General features: G+C 71.8%; 11 protein-coding genes and 1 riboswitch. Of the genes, 6 read left to right on the top strand and 5 right to left on the bottom strand.

Annotated elements, in window-relative coordinates:
• A partial coding sequence (locus AOK23_RS12065) for a DUF5682 family protein (protein ID WP_063791326.1) occupies positions 1-2,156 on the bottom strand: 2,156 nt, incomplete at its 3' end.
• Positions 2,153-3,334 (bottom strand): ATP-binding protein, encoded by a 1,182-nt coding sequence (locus AOK23_RS12060; RefSeq protein WP_079049436.1) that lies wholly within the window; start codon positions 3,332-3,334, stop codon positions 2,153-2,155. The genes AOK23_RS12065 and AOK23_RS12060, both read right to left, overlap by 4 nt.
• Before the next feature lie 133 nt (positions 3,335-3,467).
• Here AOK23_RS12060 and AOK23_RS12055 point away from each other — a divergent pair, with 133 nt between their 5' ends.
• Both AOK23_RS12055 and AOK23_RS12050 read left to right on the top strand, forming a co-directional pair.
• Positions 3,468-4,826: an SWIM zinc finger family protein gene (locus AOK23_RS12055; protein ID WP_055712723.1), complete on the top strand. Its 1,359-nt coding sequence runs from the start codon at positions 3,468-3,470 to the stop codon at positions 4,824-4,826.
• Positions 4,827-5,020: 194 nt separating this feature from the next.
• Positions 5,021-6,649, top strand: a complete 1,629-nt coding sequence (locus AOK23_RS12050; protein WP_055712722.1) for a DUF5691 domain-containing protein — start codon at positions 5,021-5,023, stop codon at positions 6,647-6,649.
• Between the two features lie 222 nt (positions 6,650-6,871).
• Here the strand turns inward: AOK23_RS12050 and AOK23_RS12045 are convergent, their stop codons facing one another.
• Positions 6,872-7,288 (bottom strand): coenzyme B12-dependent isobutyryl CoA mutase small subunit, encoded by a 417-nt coding sequence (locus AOK23_RS12045; protein WP_055541322.1) that lies wholly within the window; start codon positions 7,286-7,288, stop codon positions 6,872-6,874.
• A gap of 694 nt (positions 7,289-7,982) precedes the next feature.
• On the opposite strand from AOK23_RS12045, the gene AOK23_RS12040 reads away from it, so the two are divergent.
• Both AOK23_RS12040 and AOK23_RS12035 read left to right on the top strand, forming a co-directional pair.
• The gene (locus AOK23_RS12040; RefSeq protein WP_055712721.1) at positions 7,983-8,843 is read left to right on the top strand and encodes a lipase family alpha/beta hydrolase; all 861 of its coding nucleotides are present in this window, start codon (positions 7,983-7,985) and stop codon (positions 8,841-8,843) included.
• A 353-nt stretch (positions 8,844-9,196) separates the two neighbouring features.
• Positions 9,197-10,771 carry a M23 family metallopeptidase gene (locus tag AOK23_RS12035; RefSeq protein WP_055712720.1) on the top strand — a complete coding sequence of 525 codons (1,575 nt, stop codon included), beginning with the start codon at positions 9,197-9,199 and terminating at the stop codon, positions 10,769-10,771.
• Positions 10,772-10,894: 123 nt separating this feature from the next.
• Here the strand turns inward: AOK23_RS12035 and pcrA are convergent, their stop codons facing one another.
• The gene (gene pcrA, locus AOK23_RS12030; protein WP_055712719.1) at positions 10,895-13,393 is read right to left on the bottom strand and encodes a DNA helicase PcrA; all 2,499 of its coding nucleotides are present in this window, start codon (positions 13,391-13,393) and stop codon (positions 10,895-10,897) included.
• Between the two features lie 274 nt (positions 13,394-13,667).
• Positions 13,668-13,842, top strand: a riboswitch (cyclic di-AMP (ydaO/yuaA leader).
• A gap of 9 nt (positions 13,843-13,851) precedes the next feature.
• On the opposite strand from pcrA, the gene AOK23_RS12025 reads away from it, so the two are divergent.
• Positions 13,852-15,036 carry a C40 family peptidase gene (locus AOK23_RS12025; RefSeq protein ID WP_055712718.1) on the top strand — a complete coding sequence of 395 codons (1,185 nt, stop codon included), beginning with the start codon at positions 13,852-13,854 and terminating at the stop codon, positions 15,034-15,036.
• A 102-nt stretch (positions 15,037-15,138) separates the two neighbouring features.
• Here the strand turns inward: AOK23_RS12025 and AOK23_RS12020 are convergent, their stop codons facing one another.
• Entirely contained in the window at positions 15,139-15,492 is a 354-nt protein-coding gene (locus AOK23_RS12020) for a hypothetical protein (protein ID WP_055712717.1), read from the bottom strand.
• Positions 15,493-16,030: 538 nt separating this feature from the next.
• On the opposite strand from AOK23_RS12020, the gene AOK23_RS12015 reads away from it, so the two are divergent.
• Positions 16,031-17,110, top strand: a complete 1,080-nt coding sequence (locus AOK23_RS12015) for a C40 family peptidase (RefSeq protein ID WP_055712724.1) — start codon at positions 16,031-16,033, stop codon at positions 17,108-17,110.
• The last annotated feature ends 63 nt before the right edge of the window (positions 17,111-17,173 follow it).

Here is a 17,173-nt window from a genome sequence, read left to right as displayed (position 1 = left end):
CGGGCACGGCGCCCGCCGACGCGGCGGCATGGATCGAGGGATTCGTCGGCGGGCGCCGTGCCCGGCGACAGGACGAGCCCCATGAGCCGGGCCGCCTCGTCCTGCGCCAACTCCCCGTCGTCCAGCAGGAGCCGGACGGCCCGGCCCCGGATGACGCCCGGTACGGTGTCCCGCCCGGAGAGCACCCGCAGGACGGAGTGCCAGCGGACCCGTAGGTCACCGTGCCCGGCGTCGACGGCATCGCCCAGCAGCCCCACCGCTCCGTGCACGGCGTCCACATGCCCGCGCATCTCCTGCGCCGCCTCCGCGTCGAGCGCGGCGCAGGCCGGCGGCAGTCCGACGAAGATCCGCTCGGCGAGCCCGGCGGCGACCTCGGTGAGCGCCCGGGTGTCGGTGGCGCGGACGTCGCCGTAGCGCAGGGACCTGACCAGGGCCGGGAGCGCCTGCGTGAGGTGGGCGACGTCGGCGTCGAGGGCGGCCCGATCGGCGAGGACCCGCATCACCACGGGCAGCGCGTCGGTCAGTTCGGCCAGCAGGCAGTGCTCGGCGAGCGCGGTGATGTCGGCGAGCGACCGGGCGGAGACGGCGTCCGCCTCGGCCTTCGCGGTCGCCGCCGCGAGCACCGTGGTCCCCCACACCCCGGCCTCGGCGACCCGCACGGCGAGCTCCGGCTCCCAGCGCAGCCGCCAGGTCTCCCGGAACGTCCCCGTGCTGCTCCGCGACACGGCGGGCTCGCCCCAGGCGACACCGAGCAGCCGCAGCCGGTGCAGGAGACGGCTGCGCTCGGCGTCGTTCTCCTTGCGCAGGTCGAGTTCCAGTTCCCGTTCCAGTGCCTCCGGCTTGAGCCGCAGGCGCCGCTGTAGCCGTGCCAGGTCCCGCTGCAGCGGCACGGCCGGGGCCGCCTCGGGCACCTCCCCCAGCACATCTCCGACCACCAGCCGGTCGTGCACCAGCGACAGCGGCACGTCCGAGCCCTCGCACATCACGGCCCGTACGGCGTCGGTGGTCTCGGTGAGGCCCGGCAGGGGGCGCCCGCGCATCGCGGCGAGCGTCTCGGCCAACCGCACCGCCTCGATGACATGCGCGGAGGACACGATGCGGTCCTCCTCGCGCAGCAGGCCGGCCACCTTGGTCAGCCATCGCTCCACGGGACGGTCGGGCGCGCCGAACAGGTGCCCGTACCAGCCCGGTGAGTCGATCCCCGCTCCGTAGCCGCTGGCCCTGGCCAGCCGCCGGTGCGTCCACGGCACCCAGGTCATGTCGGCCTTGACCTTGGGCAGCCCCTTGAGCAGGGCCCGGTCGGCGGCCATGGTCCGCCTCTCCCGCAGCGCGGGCACGTGCCAGGCACCGCACACGACGGCCACCTCGTCGTCCCCGAACTCCTTCTGCGCGGCCCGCATCTGCAACCGCATGTACGCCTCGCGCACGGAGTCGCGGTCGTGCCCGCCGGTCACCTCCACCTCGCGGAGCGCGCCCATGGCCTCCTCCAGCGCGGCGAACGGCGCGAACGCGTCCCCGCCCGTGCCCCGGTGCTCGACCACGTCCTCCCACCAGCGCTCCGGGTCGTCGTAACCGGCGGCTTCCGCGAGCGCGGCCAGAGGATCGACCCGAACCGTGTCCGCCGCGGACCCCGGGCCGTCGTGCCCGGCGTTCTCGTCGGCCGCTTCGCCGGCGCCTCGCCCGGTCCGCTCCCCTGCCGCGTCCGGGACGGTCTCCCCCTGCGCCTGCTGAGCCGGCTCCTCCGCCGCCGAGGTCGGTCCTTCCGGCTCGGCTGCCGCGGTGCCCTCCCGCCCCCAGGCCAGCGTGTGCGTCGCCGGGAGGTCGATGAAGCGGGCGGGGACCTCGTGCTCCAGGGCCCAGCGGATGGCCACCCACTCGGGGGAGAACTCGGCGAGGGGCCAGAACGCGGAGCGGCCGGGCTCGTCGACCGCGTGGGCGAGGAGGGCGACCGGGGGCCGCATGTCCTCGTCGGCGGCGAGCGGGATGAGGGTGTCCGCCTCCGGTGGTCCCTCGATCAGCACGACTCGGGGCCGGGCGGCCTCCAGCGCGGCCCGCACCGCCCGCGCCGAGCCGGGCCCGTGGTGCCGTACACCGAGGAGCAGTGGTCCGGCGCCGGACGGCCGTGGGCTGTCCGGGCGCTCGTCCTGGGCCGTCACGCGCTCACCTCGCGGCAGGCGCGGTAGAAGTCGGTCCAGCCGTCACGCTCGCGCACGACCGCTTCCAGGTACTCCTGCCAGATGACGCGGTCGGCGGCCGGGTCGCGGACGACGGCGCCGAGGATGCCCGCGGCCACGTCGGAGGGGCGCAGCACGCCGTCGCCGAAATGGGCGGCGAGTGCGAGTCCGTTGGTGACGACGGAGATCGCCTCGGCGGTGGAGAGCGTGCCGCTGGGCGACTTCAGCTTCGTACGGCCGTCCGTGGTGACGCCGTCGCGCAGCTCGCGAAAGACGGTGACGACCCGGCGGATCTCGTCGATGCCGTCGGGCGCGGTCGGCAGGTCGAGGGAACGGCCGATCTGGTCGACGCGGCGCGAGACGATCTCGACCTCGGCGTCGGCGCTCTCCGGCAGCGGCAGCACGACGGTGTTGAAGCGGCGGCGGAGGGCGCTCGACAGATCGTTGACCCCGCGGTCGCGGTCGTTCGCCGTGGCGATGAGGTTGAAGCCGCGGACGGCCTGCACTTCCTGCCCCAACTCCGGTATGGGCAGGGTCTTCTCGGACAGGATCGTGATCAGGGTGTCCTGGACGTCCGCCGGGATACGGGTCAGTTCCTCGACGCGGGCGGTCATGCCCTCGGACATGGCGCGCATGACGGGGCTGGGCACGAGGGCGTCGCGGCTCGGGCCGTGGGCGAGGAGCTGCGCGTAGTTCCACCCGTAGCGGATGGCCTCCTCCGGGGTGCCGGCCGTGCCCTGCACGAGGAGGGTCGAGTCGCCGCTGACGGCCGCCGCGAGGTGCTCGGAGACCCAGGTCTTGGCGGTGCCGGGCACACCGAGCAGAAGCAGGGCGCGGTCGGTGGCGAGCGTGGTGACGGCGACCTCGACGATGCGCCGCGGGCCGACGTACTTCGGTGTGATCACCGTGCCGTCCGGGAGCGTCCCGCCGAGCAGATAGGTGGCGACCGCCCACGGCGACAGCTTCCAGCGGACCGGGCGGGGCCGGTCGTCCTGGGCCGCGAGCGCGGCGAGTTCTCCGGCGAAGGCGTGCTCGGCGTGCGGGCGCAGTTCCTCGCCGCCCGCGGGCGCGCCCTGCACGCGCGCATCCGTGTGCGCGTTCGCGGGCGCGGACTGGTCGTGGCTCGGGTCGACAGTGGTCGTTTCTACGGACGCAGGCATGGCTGAGTCCCCCTCCAGCTCGGCCGGTTCGGATCTGCTGACCACGATGCACCACGCCTCTGACAATCCAGTCTGACCTGCGGAAATCCTTTGGCGCAAGCCAATTGTCAGTGGTGGGATCTACCTTCGAAACATGACTCAGCAGGGGGTGCGCTGGACGGCTGAGCAGGTGCTGGCACTGGCACCTGACGCAGCCTCGCGCAAAGCCGGAAGCAAACTCGCCGCGGCCGGACCGTGGTCACAGGCGGGCACTTCGGACGAGGGGACGGTGTGGGGACTGTGCAAAGGCAGTGGCAGCAAGCCGTATCAGACTGTGGTCGACGTCGCGGACTCATCCGGGCCCGCGTACAAGTGCAGTTGTCCGAGCCGCAAATTCCCGTGCAAGCACGCGCTGGGACTGCTGCTGCTCTGGGCGGGCGACGCCGGTGCGGTGCCACCTGGGCAGGCGCCGGACTGGGCGGAGCAGTGGCTGGAAGGCCGCCGCAGGCGCGCAGCGGAGAGGACGACGAGGACGGGCGCGGCATCTGGGGCCACGTCCGCTGACGCCGAGGCGGCGCGGCGCCGGGCCGAGCGGCGCGCCGAGCGCGTCACCGCGGGTGCGACCGAGCTCGAACAGCGCCTGACCGACCTGCTCCGTGGCGGCCTCGCCGCCGCGGAGCAGGCGGGGTACGGACTGTGGGAGGAGACGGCCGCCCGCATGGTCGACGCGCAGGCACCCGGACTGGCCGCGCGTGTTCGGGAGTTGGGCGCCATACCGGGATCGGGCGCGGGCTGGCCCGTCCGGCTCCTGGAGGAGTGCGCCCTCCTCCACCTTCTCGACCAGGGCTGGCTGCGCCGCGAAAGCCTCCCGGAGGGACTCGCGGCGACGGTCCGCTCCCGCGTCGGCCTGCCGGGCTCGGCGGACGGACCGCCGGTCCGTGACCGCTGGCTGGCCCTCGCCCAGTACGACACGTCCGACTCGCGCCTCACCACCCGCCGGATCTGGCTCCACGGCGCCGAGTCGGGCCGTACGGCGCTGCTCCTGTCGTACGGGGCCGCCGGCCGCGCGCCCGAGCTGTCGCTGCCGGTGGGCCTGGTGTTCGAGGCGGAGGTGTCGGCGTACCCGGGCGGCGGGCAGCTCCGAGCGGCCCTGGGCCAGAGGTTCACCGCGCCCGCGCCCGCGGACATCCGTCCTCCCGGAATCACTCCGGCCGAGGCGGCGGCCCGTTACGGCGAGGCCCTGCGGGACGACCCATGGCTCGACTCGTACCCGGTCACTCTCGCCCGGGTGATACCCACGCCGGACGGCGACTCCTGGCAATTGGCGCACCCGGAGAGCGACTTGGCCCTGCCCCTCACACCGTCCGCCCGCTCACGCCCCGGACTGTGGCGCCTCGTCGCGCTGTCCGGCGGCGCTCCCGTCACGGTCTTCGGCGAATGCGGCCACCGGGGCTTCACTCCGATGACGGCGTGGCCGGAGGACCCGACAGGACAGGCGGTGGCCCTGTGCTGAGAGAGGCCGACACCGCGCACACCATCACCGGTACCGATACAGGTGCCGGCACCGGCACCGGCACCGATACAGGCACAGGCACAGGCACAGGCACAGGCACAGGCACAGGCACAGACAACAGCCGACCGACCGGCCCGCAACAGTCGACCGACCGGCCCGGCCCACCCGGCCGTCCCCGTACGGAAGGAACCCGCATGACCAGCACGTCGACCGCACAGGCGGGGCACGCCTGGGAGGAGCTCATCACGACGGCGCTCCTCGGGACGGACCGCCGTACGCCTCCGATGTCGGCGTCCGGCCGCGAGGCGCCCGTGGCCCTGCTCGACGCGGCGGCGGTGGAGACCGTCCGGCGCCGGGCGGGGCTACGGCCCGTGCGGGCGGCGGCGGGACCGCAGCCCGCCGCACCGGACGGACGGCCTCCGCTGCCGCCGGCCGCGGCTCGCCGGCTGGCGACACTGCTGATGGACCGGCCCGGCACGGGCGGCGGCCGCCGGGGGACGGCGCCGGACCTGATGGAGCTGCTGCCCCAGTGGCTGGCACTGGCCAACGCGCACGGGTACGCGGCACCGCCGGAGACGCTGCCCGCGCTGCTCGACGCGGCGCGCGGCCGTACCGATCTACGCACAGCCGCCCTGACTTTCGCGGGCACGCGCGCGTTGTGGCTGGCCCGGTTGAACACGGACTGGCGTTTCGCGTTGCGGGCCTCGCCGGGCGGTGGTTCGGCGCTGCCCGGCCCGGACGAGCCGGAGCGGGTGCGACGCCTGTGGCAGGAGGGCCTGTTCGCTGAACGGGTGGCGCTCCTCACCGCCCTGCGCGCTCAGGACGCGCCCGTCGCACGGGAGTTGCTGACCTCCACTTGGTCGACGGAACGGGCGGAGGACCGGCTGATGTTCCTCGACTCGCTCCGGACGGGACTGGAAGCGGCGGACGAGCCGTTCCTGGAAGGCGCGTTGTCCGACCGCAGCCGCAACGTCCGGTCCACCGCCGCCGAGTTGCTGTCCGCGCTGCCCACCTCGGCTCTGGCCGGCCGGATGGCGCGGCGGGCGACGGCCTGCGTGGCCGTGGACCATACCGGCGACACGCCCACGATCGTGGTCGAGGCGCCGCACGAGTGCGATCCCGGCATGGAACGCGACGGCGTCCAGCCGAAGGCCCCGGCCGGCCGGGGGGAACGGTCGTGGTGGCTGGGCCAGTTGGTGGAGGCGGCCCCGCTCGACGCCTGGTCGGCGCGGCTCGGCGGCCGTTCACCGGAGGAGGTGGTGGCGCTGCCGGTCGCGGACGACTGGCAGGCGGAGCTGCACGGCGCCTGGTGCCGGGCGGCGGTACGCCAACGTGATCCGAGCTGGTCGAGGGCCCTGTTGGGGGCACCCGTCACGCCGGAAGCGGGCGGGCCGGGGGCCGTGTCGCTGGCCGAGCGGGCGAAACTGCTCGCCACTTTGGACGCCGACGAGCGGGCCGAGTGGGTCGCCGGGTTCATCGGGACGCACGGCCTGTCGGAGGCGTTCCAGCTGCTCGGAGTGTGCGACGTCCCGTGGGCTCCGCCGTTGGGCCGGGCCGTGGTGGACGCCCTCGACATCGCGCGGGACGCCGGCAGTTACCCCTGGAGCTTCAGCGGGGTGATGGGCCTGGCGGAGAGATGCCTGGACCCCGACGAGGCCGCCCGGCTCGAACCGCTCACCGCGGCCACGGAGGAACCGGAGGACGCGGCGCCCGGCGCCGGGGGTTACTGGGCCGAGGCGTTCCAGCGCCTGGCGACGACGCTGCGGTTGCGCGCGACGATGAGAGCGGAGTTGGCTCCGCCGGGCGTGGTGGGCGCCTCGTAGCTCGAGACTGCGGGGTTCGTGGGCGAGTGCGGGTGAGGTGGGGTTTCTCGCGCGGTTCCCCGCGCCCCTGAAAAGCGGGGGCTGTGCCCCACGCTTTTCCGCCGCCGCGGTGCACGCGACCAGCCCTCAGGCACCCGCACCGACATACGCGGGCCCCAACCGCGAGGCCGCCCCCTCTTCCTCAGTGGGTCCTGGGGGGGGGCGGCAGACCCGGAGGTGCTGCTACGTGCCCGCCGGCTGTCGGACGTTCGCCCGGACCCAGTCCACGATCGACGCCGTCGTCGCCCCGGGCGTGAAGATCTCGGCGACACCCTTCTCCTTGAGGGGCGCGATGTCGGCCTCGGGGATGATGCCGCCGCCGAAGACGAGGATGTCCTCGGCGTCACGCTGCTTGAGGAGATCGATGACGGCCGCGAAGAGCGTGTTGTGGGCCCCCGAGAGGATGGACAGGCCGATCGCGTCGGCGTCCTCCTGGATCGCGGTGTCGACGATCTGCTCCGGTGTCTGGTGGAGGCCGGTGTAGATGACCTCCATACCGGCGTCGCGCAGCGCCCGCGCGATCACCTTGGCCCCGCGATCGTGGCCGTCGAGTCCCGGCTTGGCCACCACCACGCGGATCGGACCGGCTGCCACACCCATCACTGCCTCCATGAAACGACTACACCCATCCGTAACAGAGCACGGCCGTCACTACCGCACGTACCGCGAAAACCGCACATATCACTACCCGCCGCACCGGGCATGTCCGCATGCCATCCGTTCCGCAGAACAGCTACCCGCACCACATACCGGGGAAGTGAACGAACGTTATCCCCAGCATCCCGCAACCGGCAGTTTCGCGGTGGAGACCGAGGGGGAAATCACACGATGGGACACGTTCGCCGCGCACCGTTCCCGGTTCTCGCGGCTCACGCGTCGCGGGGATCGAGGTGCCACGGCAGCCGTGCCGGGCACCTCAGCCCCCGTGCCGCGCGCGCCACGAACGGGAGCGGGCGCACAGGAAGGCCGTCAGCAAGGTGTCGCACCACCCTCGCCGTTCACGGGAGCCACGGCGACGGAGGATCGACACCGGCGGACGGTGGACGGCAGGACAGCGGGGCCAGAAGGAGGATCGACGGCTCCCGTAGCGTCATCGACGCCTCACGCGTCGCGGGCGCACCACGCGTTGCAGGGATCGGAGGCATCCGGACACCCCGGATGTGCGCGGGCGCACCAGGCGCCGCAGATGATCAGGCTTCGCGTCCACGCCGCCCGCCGACCGCGCCGCGGGCCTTCCACTAGGGCATACGGGGGACGCCGGCCGTCCGACCGTCTGCCGACGGGAGGGTCGGGCATGAAGGTCACCAGGGCGGCAGCGCCCCTTCTTCCGCTCTGCGAGCGACTCCTGCCCACAAGACTGACCGGCCTCTCGGTCGCCCTCCTCAAGGCGACCGCCCTGGAACTGGCGATCCTCGCCGGACACCTCCTGCTCTACCCGTCCGGGATCATCCAGGAGCGCCGGACCACACCCGCGCCCCCTTCGGCGGACGCACCCCGCCTGCCGACGGAGGACAAGCCTCCGGTCGTACTCCTGCACGGCTTCATCGACAACCGCTCCGTGTTCGTCCTGCTGCGCCGCGCCCTCGCCCAGGACGGCGGCCGGCACCTGGAGTCCCTCAACTACTCGCCTCTGACCTTCGACATACGCGCCGCCGCCGAGTTGCTCGGCCGACACATCGAGGACATCTGCGAGCGCACCGGCCGGGAGCGGGTCGACGTCGTCGGGCACAGCCTGGGCGGGCTGATCGCGCGGTACTACGTGCAGCGACTCGGCGGCGACCACCGCGTCCGCACGCTCGTCACGCTCGGCACCCCGCACGGCGGCACCCAGGTCGCACCCCTCGCGAACGCACACCCGATCGTCCGGCAGATGCGGCCGGGTTCGGACGTACTGGAGGAGTTGCGTGAGCCGGCGCCGGGCTGCCGTACGCATTTCGTGGCGTTCTGGAGCGATTTCGACCATGTGATGGTTCCGGTGGAGACCGCCTGCGTCGACCACCCCGACCTCATGGTGCGCAATGTCCAGGTCACCGGCATCGGTCATCTCGCGCTGCCCGTGCACCCCACCGTCGCCAACGAGATCCGCCGGGCGCTGGACGCGGCCCCGACGGCAACCCGCCCCGCCGCCCGCCCGGGTGGCCTGACGGTAGCGTGACGACAAGGGATACATCGGCATAAACCCGGCGCGCTTCCGCACGCCCCCACCATGCGCCGGACCCGCGACACCCTTCCGCTCAGCATCCACGCGCCCCATAGGCGACTTGCCCGCGCATCGAGGAGCGCCCGAAACCCCGGAACTCGGCCGCCCCACAGGCCCCGCACAGCCGCCAGTTATCGAACAAACTTCGAACGCAAAGCCAAACTCGTACCCATAGACCGCCGAAAGACGCTCGAATGCCCGTTTCCTACGACCGCGAAACCCGTTGAAGATTGTCGCGCCCGCGTACCGCCGGGTACAGTCACCGCACTGCTCTGCCAGCCCCTGTCGTCGAGGCGAAAGAGAAGTTGGTGAACGATCGTCACCCGTCGGGGACCGCAACATCCCCGGCTCCGGCCTCCGATGCCGACCCGGCGCACTACGCGTCGCACGGCCACCAAGGAGCCGGTTACGGCGACTTCACCACGTACGGCGATTACTCCGCCACTGGTTTTGACTCCGGCACGGGTGCCCAGGCGAACGCCACCGGAACCTTCGAGACCGACCCTCTTTTCGGTGACCTTCCGGGCAACGACGCGGGCACCGGCTCCTACGACGCCTCCCAGTGGTCCACGGGCAGCCACCAGACTCTGAACTACGACCCGTATGCCGCGCAGCACCAAGCCGCGTACGACACGGGCAACTACGACTCGACGTCCTGGTCCGCCGGTTACGAGCATCTCGCCCAGGTGCCGGGCCAGTCGCAGGGCCCGGACGCCAGTGGCCAGTGGGACGCGAGCGGCTGGCTGCAGGCCGAACAGCTCGGCCAGAACGATCAGTTGGACGCCGACCAGACCCAGCAGTGGGTCGGGGTGCAGCACTTCGCGACGGGCGTGTTCGACGCCACGCAGTGGAACACCGACGGCACGCAGGCCTCCGACGAGCACGCCAGCGGCGCCACCGAGTCGTACGACCACGGCGACAGTGCCTCCGAGGGACCCGACGCGCACGAGCACCCCTCCCCCGAAGCCGTGGAGTTCGCCCAGCAGGCGACCGCCACCTTCGAGCAGCTCGCCCCGTACGACGAGGATCAAGCCCTCTCCGGTGACGGCGAGTTCGAGCCCGGCGGCGCCGCGCTCCTCGACGACCAGGAGGAGGTCACCCCGACCGCCACGGCGAGCCCGGGCCGGGCGGCCGCTCGCGCGGCCTCGCGGTCACGTCGTCGCGCTCCGGCCAAACGTTCCGCCCTGCTGACAGTGGCCGTTCCCTCGGCGTGCGTCATGGGTGTCGCCGGTATCGCGGCGGCATCGGTCGGCATCGGTGGGGGCGAGACGGAGACGACGGCGGCCACCAAGTCGGACGCCACCGCCGTGAAGCCGTCCGCCGCCAACAACCAGCTCGACACCCAGCTGGAGAGCCTGTCCGCCGAGGCGGACGACTTCGCCGACCGGGCGAGCCGTACACAGGAGCGCATCGACCTGAAGGCCCAGCAGGAGCTGGAGCAGAAGAAGGCGGCGGCCGAGGCGGCCCGCAAGGAGCGGCTGCGGCCGAAGTTCGCGCTGCCGGTCGCCAAGCACGGGCTCAGCGCGTACTACGGGCAGTCCGGCGTCAACTGGATGTCGCTGCACACCGGTATCGACTTCCCCGTCTCGTACGGCACGCCGGTCATGGCCGTGACCGACGGCACCGTGCGCACGCAGTGGAACCCGGCCTACGGCAACATGGTCATCGTGACCGCCAAGGACGGCACCGAGACCTGGTACTGCCACCTCTCCACGTACAAGGTCGCCTCCGGCGCGACGGTCAAGGCCGGCGATGTCATCGCCTACTCGGGCAACTCGGGCAACTCGACCGGCCCGCACCTGCACCTCGAGGTCCACCCCGCGGGCGGCTCGGCCATAGACCCCCTGCCCTGGCTGCGCAGCCACGGACTGGACCCGACGTAACCGGCGGCGAGATCGAGCCAAGCCGAGCAAGATCAGGAACGAGAACCGGGCCCCTGCTGAGCAGGGGCCCGAGTCATGTCACCGGAAGGCTGAGGCTCCTCGCCGAGCCTCCGGCGGGTCTCGCTACAGCTTCTCCACCGGCGCGTACCGCAGCAGCAGCCGCTTCGGCTTGGCGTCACCGAAGTCGATCGTCGCCTCCCCGTTGGCGCCCGTGCCCTTGACGGCGATGACCGTGCCGAGGCCGAACTGGTCGTGGGTGACGCGGTCGCCGACGGCGAGGGAGACCACCGGCTTCTCGTTGGTGCGACGGGTGGCGAAGCCGGACGCGCCGGAGGCGGAGGAACGGGAGCGCGACGACGACAACGACGACGCGATCCCGCCGACCGGACCCGAGGGCATCGGCGCGGAGCCACCCTTGCGCTTCCACTCCAGGTAGCTCGCCGGGATCTCCTCCAGGAAGCGGGACGGCGGGTTGTACGACGGCTGCCCCCAGGCGCTGCGCATCGACGACCGGGTGAGATAGAGCCGTTCCCGCGCACGGGTGATGCCGACGTAGGCGAGGCGGCGCTCCTCCTCCAGCTCCTTGGTCTGACCGAGGGCACGCATGTGCGGGAAGACGCCGTCCTCCATGCCCGTCAGGAAGACGACGGGGAACTCCAGGCCCTTGGCGGTGTGGAGGGTCATGAGCGTGATGACGCCCGAGCCGTCCTCGTCCTCGTCGGGGATCTGGTCGGAGTCGGCGACCAGGGCGACCCGCTCCAGGAACTCGGCGAGACTGGCGGAGGTCGCGCCCTCGCCTTCCGCCGCGCCGGCCTCCTGCTCGAACTCCAGGGCCACGGCCGCGAGTTCCTGGAGGTTCTCGATGCGGGTCTCGTCCTGCGGGTCGGTGGACGCCTGCAACTCGGCCAGATAGCCCGTGCGTTCGAGGACCGCCTCCAGGACGGTCGCGGGACCGGCGCCGGACTCGACGACGGTCCGCAGGTCCTCCATCAGCGTGTTGAACCGCTTGACCGCGTTCGTCGACCGGGCGGCCATGCCGTACGCCTCGTCGACGCGCTTCAGTGCCTGCGGAAAGCTGATCTTCTCGCGCTGGGAGAGGGCGTCGATCATCGCCTCGGCGCGGTCGCCGATGCCCCGCTTGGGGACGTTGAGGATGCGGCGCAGCGGGACCGAGTCCTCCGGGTTGGCGAGAACACGCAGGTAGGCCAGGACGTCCCGGACCTCCTTGCGCTCGTAGAAGCGGACGCCCCCGACGACCTTGTAGGGCAGGCCGACGCGGATGAAGACCTCTTCGAACACACGGGACTGGGCGTTGGTCCGGTAGAAGACGGCGACGTCCCCGGCCTTCGCGTGGCCCGCGTCCGTGAGGCGGTCTATCTCGTCGGCGACGAACTGGGCCTCGTCGTGCTCGGTGTCGGCGACGTACCCGGTGATCTGCGCGCCGGCGCCCGCGTTGGTCCACAGGTTCTTGGGGCGGCGGGACTCGTTGCGCTCGATGACGGCGTTGGCGGCGGAGAGGATCGTCTGCGTCGAGCGGTAGTTCTGTTCGAGCAGGATCGTCGTCGCGTTCGGGTAGTCCTCCTCGAACTGGAGGATGTTGCGGATCGTCGCGCCGCGGAAGGCGTAGATCGACTGGTCGGCGTCACCGACGACGCACAGCTCGGCGGGCTGGATGTCGTACTCGCCGGGGGGCACGTCGACGGGGTGTTCGGAGGTGCCGACCAGCTCCCTGACCAGGGCGTACTGGGCGTGGTTGGTGTCCTGGTACTCGTCGACGAGGACGTGACGGAAACGACGGCGGTAGTGCTCGGCGACATCCGGGAAGGCGCGCAGCAGATTGACCGTCGTCATGATCAGGTCGTCGAAGTCGAGCGCGTTCGCCTCGCGGAGGCGGGACTGGTAGAGCGCGTAGGCCTGGGCGAGGGTCTTCTCGAAGCCGTCGGTGGCCTGGGCGGCGAAGTCCTCCTCGTCGATCAGCTCGTTCTTCAGGTTGCTGATCTTGGCACTGAAGGACTTGGGCGGGAAGCGCTTGGGGTCGAGGTCCAGATCACGGCAGACCAGGGCCATCAGGCGCTTGCTGTCGGCGGCGTCGTAGATCGAGAAGGAGGAGGTGAAGCCCAGCTTCTTGCTCTCGCGGCGCAGGATGCGGACGCAGGCGCTGTGGAAGGTCATGACCCACATCGCGTTCGCCCGCGGCCCGACGAGCTGCCCGACGCGCTCCTTCATCTCGCCCGCGGCCTTGTTGGTGAAGGTGATCGCGAGGATCTGGCCCGGGTGGACGTTCCGCTCGCCGAGCAGGTGGGCGATGCGGTGGGTGAGCACGCGGGTCTTGCCGGAGCCGGCGCCGGCCACGATGAGCAGGGGGGAGCCGGCGTGCACGACGGCCGCGCGCTGGTTCTCGTTCAGCCCGTCCAGGAGGGCCGCCGCGTCGATCGCGGGGCGTGGGGCGCCGTCGCGGTAGTAGGCGTCCCGGTCCGGCGGCACGTCGAACTTCCCGCCGAACAGATCGTCCGGAATCGACTCCGGCACATGATCGTCCTCGGGCGGCGGCGGGGGCTCCTCGTCACGGCCGCGGGGGGCCTGGAGGTCCGCCAGGAAGCTGTCGTCAAAGAGGCTGCTCATCGCTCTCCGAGTCTAGGCGCCCCCACTGACAGCGAGGGGCCGCCCCGGGAAGTCCGTGCGGGCACGCTCCGAGCCGCGCCCCGCTGAGCCGTCGGCCACCGGTCGCACCCACCCCATCACGGTGAGCGATCGAACGTAGCACCTATCGTGTCCGCGAGGCCAAGGTCACGAAAACGTATCGGGCATATCGAACATCAACCTTCACACGGACCACACCAGTTGGCTAGCGTCTTGGGTCAGGCCGTACGACCCAACCGGCGAACGTCGCCGGGCCGCACGGCCTCCGCCGAGTCCGGTGCGCCCCTCCACGGCAGCCGGAGCCGGGGACCCACCGACCTCTGGGGTGAATCGACCCGACCGCCGTACGCGGCGAGGGCCGTAGGGCAAACCTTCCGAAAGCTTGCGCCCGAACCCGACAGCTAACTCGGTAGGCGGACTACGGAAGGAGTCGCCGAACCATGGCGCCGCACCGCAAGCCGCGTCCGACCGGCCGGACGCGCGCGGGCATCCGCACCCCCGCTCTCGCCACCGCCGCCCTCACCTCCGTGGCCCTGCTCTCCCAGACGGCCACCGCCGCCCCCTCGACCGACGACAAACCGAGTCTGGAGGAGGTCGAGAAGAAGGTAGGCGACCTCTACCGCCAGGCGGAGACGGCGACCGAGAAGTACAACTCGGTCAAGGAGAAGACCACAAAGCAGAAGAAACAGGTCGACAACCTCCTCGACGACGTCGCGAAGCGGACGGAAAAGCTCAACGAAGCGCGCGAGGAGCTGGGGTCGTACGCGGCCGCCCAGTACCGGACGGGCGCGGCCGCCCCCGACACGGCGGCCCTGCTCCTGGCGGACGACCCGCAGGAGTACTTCGCCCAGAACCAGTTGATGGACCGGCTGACGGACCGCCAGCAGGAGTCCGTCGACGCGTACGTCGCGCAGCAGGCGGAGACCTCGCAGCGGCGCCAGGAGGCGTCCGAGGGCCTGGAGCAGCTCACCGAGTCGCAGAACGCCCTCAAGTCCAGCAAGGCCAAGGTCCAGGCGAAGCTCGCCGCGGCCCGCGAACTGCTCTCCCAGCTCACCGCGGAGGAGAAGGCCAGGCTCGCGGACATCGAGCAGCGGAAGCAGGAGGAGGCCGACCGCAAGGCGGAGGAGCTGGCGCGGCAGCAGGCGGCGGCCGAGTCACGGGCCGAGTCGGCCCAGGAGACGCAGGAGGCCCCTCAGGACACCTCCACCTCCCCGTCAACGTCCTCATCCACCGAGACCACGACGACGGTCGAGGACTCGACCTACGCCACGAAGGCCGCCAAGGCCCTCGCCTTCGCCCGCGCGCAGATCGGCAAGCCGTACGTCTGGGGCGCCACCGGCCCCGGCTCCTACGACTGCTCCGGCCTCACCCAGGCCGCCTGGAAGGCCGCCGGCGTCGACCTCCCGCGCACCACCTACGACCAGGTCAACGCCGGTACGACCGTCTCGCTCTCCGCCGCCCGCCCCGGCGACCTGATCTTCTTCTACGACAACATCGGCCACGTCGGCCTCTACATCGGCAACGGCATGATGATCCACGCCCCGAAGCCGGGCACCTACGTCCGCGAGGAGTCGATCTTCTACGACGGCGAGTCCTCCATCCACAGCGTGGTGCGGCCGGCGTAGCGGTCGAGGGGCCTGTTCGTGTGACCGGTCGGTACGGCTAGCCCGTACGGCCGGTTCGTGCGGCCGGTCCGTACGGCCGGTCCGCTGGGGAGGCGGGCCGACTCAGGTCCAGAGCACCGCGATGAAGACGTTCGCCATGGTGAGTGCGCCCACCAGCCCGAACAGCGACTTGTCCACGGTCTCCTCGTCGCGCTTGACGTACACCAGCCCCAGGATCACGACCAGCAGCGCCATCTTGATGCCGATCTTGATGTTGTTGACAGGCTGGTCGTCCGCCTGGTTGAGGCCGACGAGGACGGCTCCGGTGATCAGCATGGTGAGCGCGCCGTGCAGCATGGCGGGGACGAAGCGGGCGGTGCCCTGGCCCATGGCCTTCATCTGGGTGAGGAAACCGCCCAGGAGAGCGGCGATCCCGATGATGTGGAGCGCGACGAAGAGGTGGATGAGTACGTCCATGGGCGGAGCCTAATGAGGAGGCGACGACCGGCCGGGCACCGGGGGCGGGGTGCTGTGCCTCTCCGGCGTGAGGTGCTTCCGGGCGCGGGGAAACTTCCGGAGGTGGGGGCTGCCGGACGTGGGCCAGGACCCTGCGCCGCACCCGGCCACGGCGGGATCGATCTTGCATATATGCGCCCCATAGCACCGTCTCGCCCCTCTCCGGCCGGGAATCGGCGCATCGGTCATCGCGCAGCGTGATTACGGCGGCGTCAGGGCGGGATCACGGTCACATACGGTCACCTCGCGCTCGGTGGGCGCCACTTCCGTACAAGGCGTTACCGGCCCGACACAGTCAGGTTTAGCGTCCTCCCTCAGGTGACCGGCTCCCCACCGCCGCCCGGGCCAGGGGCGGCAGTCGGACACCACCGCCGAGAAAGTCCGGCGGCGTCCCGCTCCCCCCTGTGCGGGCCGCCGCCGGATGCGTCACCGCTCCCCCAGGCGGTCTGTGCGCTCCGACGTACGGACGGCGGTCGTACGAGAGGACATGGAGTCCCACGTGGCAGCGCACCGCAAGCCCAGACAGCGCTCGCTCGGCGGCCCGACGGTCCGCACGGCCGCGACCCTCGCGCTCGCCGGCGCGGCGACCGCGACCGGTTTCGACGGTACCGGGCACGCCGACCCTCACCTCACGCCCGAGCAGATCAAGGCGAAGGTGGACAAGCTGTACGAGGAGGCGGAGGTCGCCACCGACAAGTACAACGGGGCCAAGGAGAAGGCCGACAAGGCGCAGGAGAACCTGGAGGAACTGCGCGACCAGGCGGCCCGCCGCACCGACCGGCTCAACTCCGCCCGCGAGCAGCTGGGTTCGCTGGCCACCGCGCAGTACCGGACCGGCGGCATCGACCCGTCGTGGCAGCTGGCGCTCTCCGGTGATCCGGACCAGTACCTCGACAACGCCGCCCTCGCCGAACGCGTCGGCAACCGGCAGGCGGCCGATGTGGCCGGAGTACGGCAGCAGTTGCTGGAGATCGAACGGCTCCGCGGGGCCGCCCGTGTCGAACTGGGCACCCTCAGGACCAAGCAGCAGGAGGTCAAGCGGCACAAGAAGACGGTCACCTCGAAGTTGACCGAGGCACGGCGGCTCCTCGACCGCCTGACGCCCGAGGACCGCACCCGTCTGAGCAGCCCCGGCTCCGGCACAGGTCACGCCTCGCGCTCCGCCCTCTCCTCCCCGCGCACCGTCACCGGCCCGGTCTCACCGGCCTCCTCCGCCTCCGACGCCCCCAATCCCCGTGCCGCCTCGGCCGTTTCCTACGCGTACTCCAAGCTCGGCAGCCCGTACGTCTGGGGTGCCACCGGCCCCCACGCCTTCGACTGCTCCGGCCTCACCCAGGCCGCCTACCGCTCCGCCGGTGTCTCCCTCCCCCGCACCACCTACGGCCAGATCGGCGCCGGCCGCCGCGTCTCCCGCGCGGAACTGCTCCCCGGCGACCTGGTCTTCTTCTACTCCGGCATCAGCCACGTGGGCATCTATGTGGGCAACGGCCAGATGATCCACGCCCCGAACCCCTCCGCCCCGGTACGCGTGGCCCCCCTCGACGAAATGCCGTTCACCGGCGCCACGCGGGTGGCCTGAGCGCGGAGTGAGCGAGGAGTGAGCGGGCCCCGGCGGCCGGGCTGCCCGGCCGCCGGGGCCCGC

Source organism: Streptomyces torulosus (assembly GCF_001419765.1).
Lineage (GTDB): Bacteria > Actinomycetota > Actinomycetes > Streptomycetales > Streptomycetaceae > Streptomyces > Streptomyces torulosus.
Note: the sequence above shows the minus strand (reverse complement) of the source record. Positions and strands in the feature narration are given on the sequence as shown.

Coding starts and splice junctions, on each gene's coding strand:
- pcrA (WP_055712719.1), bottom strand. CDS start 13,393: ATGAGCAGCCTCTTTGACGACAGCTTCCTGGCGGACCTCCAGGCCCCC.
- AOK23_RS12045 (WP_055541322.1), bottom strand. CDS start 7,288: ATGGGTGTGGCAGCCGGTCCGATCCGCGTGGTGGTGGCCAAGCCGGGA.
- AOK23_RS12040 (WP_055712721.1), top strand. CDS start 7,983: ATGAAGGTCACCAGGGCGGCAGCGCCCCTTCTTCCGCTCTGCGAGCGA.
- AOK23_RS12060 (WP_079049436.1), bottom strand. CDS start 3,334: ATGCCTGCGTCCGTAGAAACGACCACTGTCGACCCGAGCCACGACCAG.
- AOK23_RS12025 (WP_055712718.1), top strand. CDS start 13,852: ATGGCGCCGCACCGCAAGCCGCGTCCGACCGGCCGGACGCGCGCGGGC.
- AOK23_RS12020 (WP_055712717.1), bottom strand. CDS start 15,492: ATGGACGTACTCATCCACCTCTTCGTCGCGCTCCACATCATCGGGATC.
- AOK23_RS12055 (WP_055712723.1), top strand. CDS start 3,468: ATGACTCAGCAGGGGGTGCGCTGGACGGCTGAGCAGGTGCTGGCACTG.
- AOK23_RS12050 (WP_055712722.1), top strand. CDS start 5,021: ATGACCAGCACGTCGACCGCACAGGCGGGGCACGCCTGGGAGGAGCTC.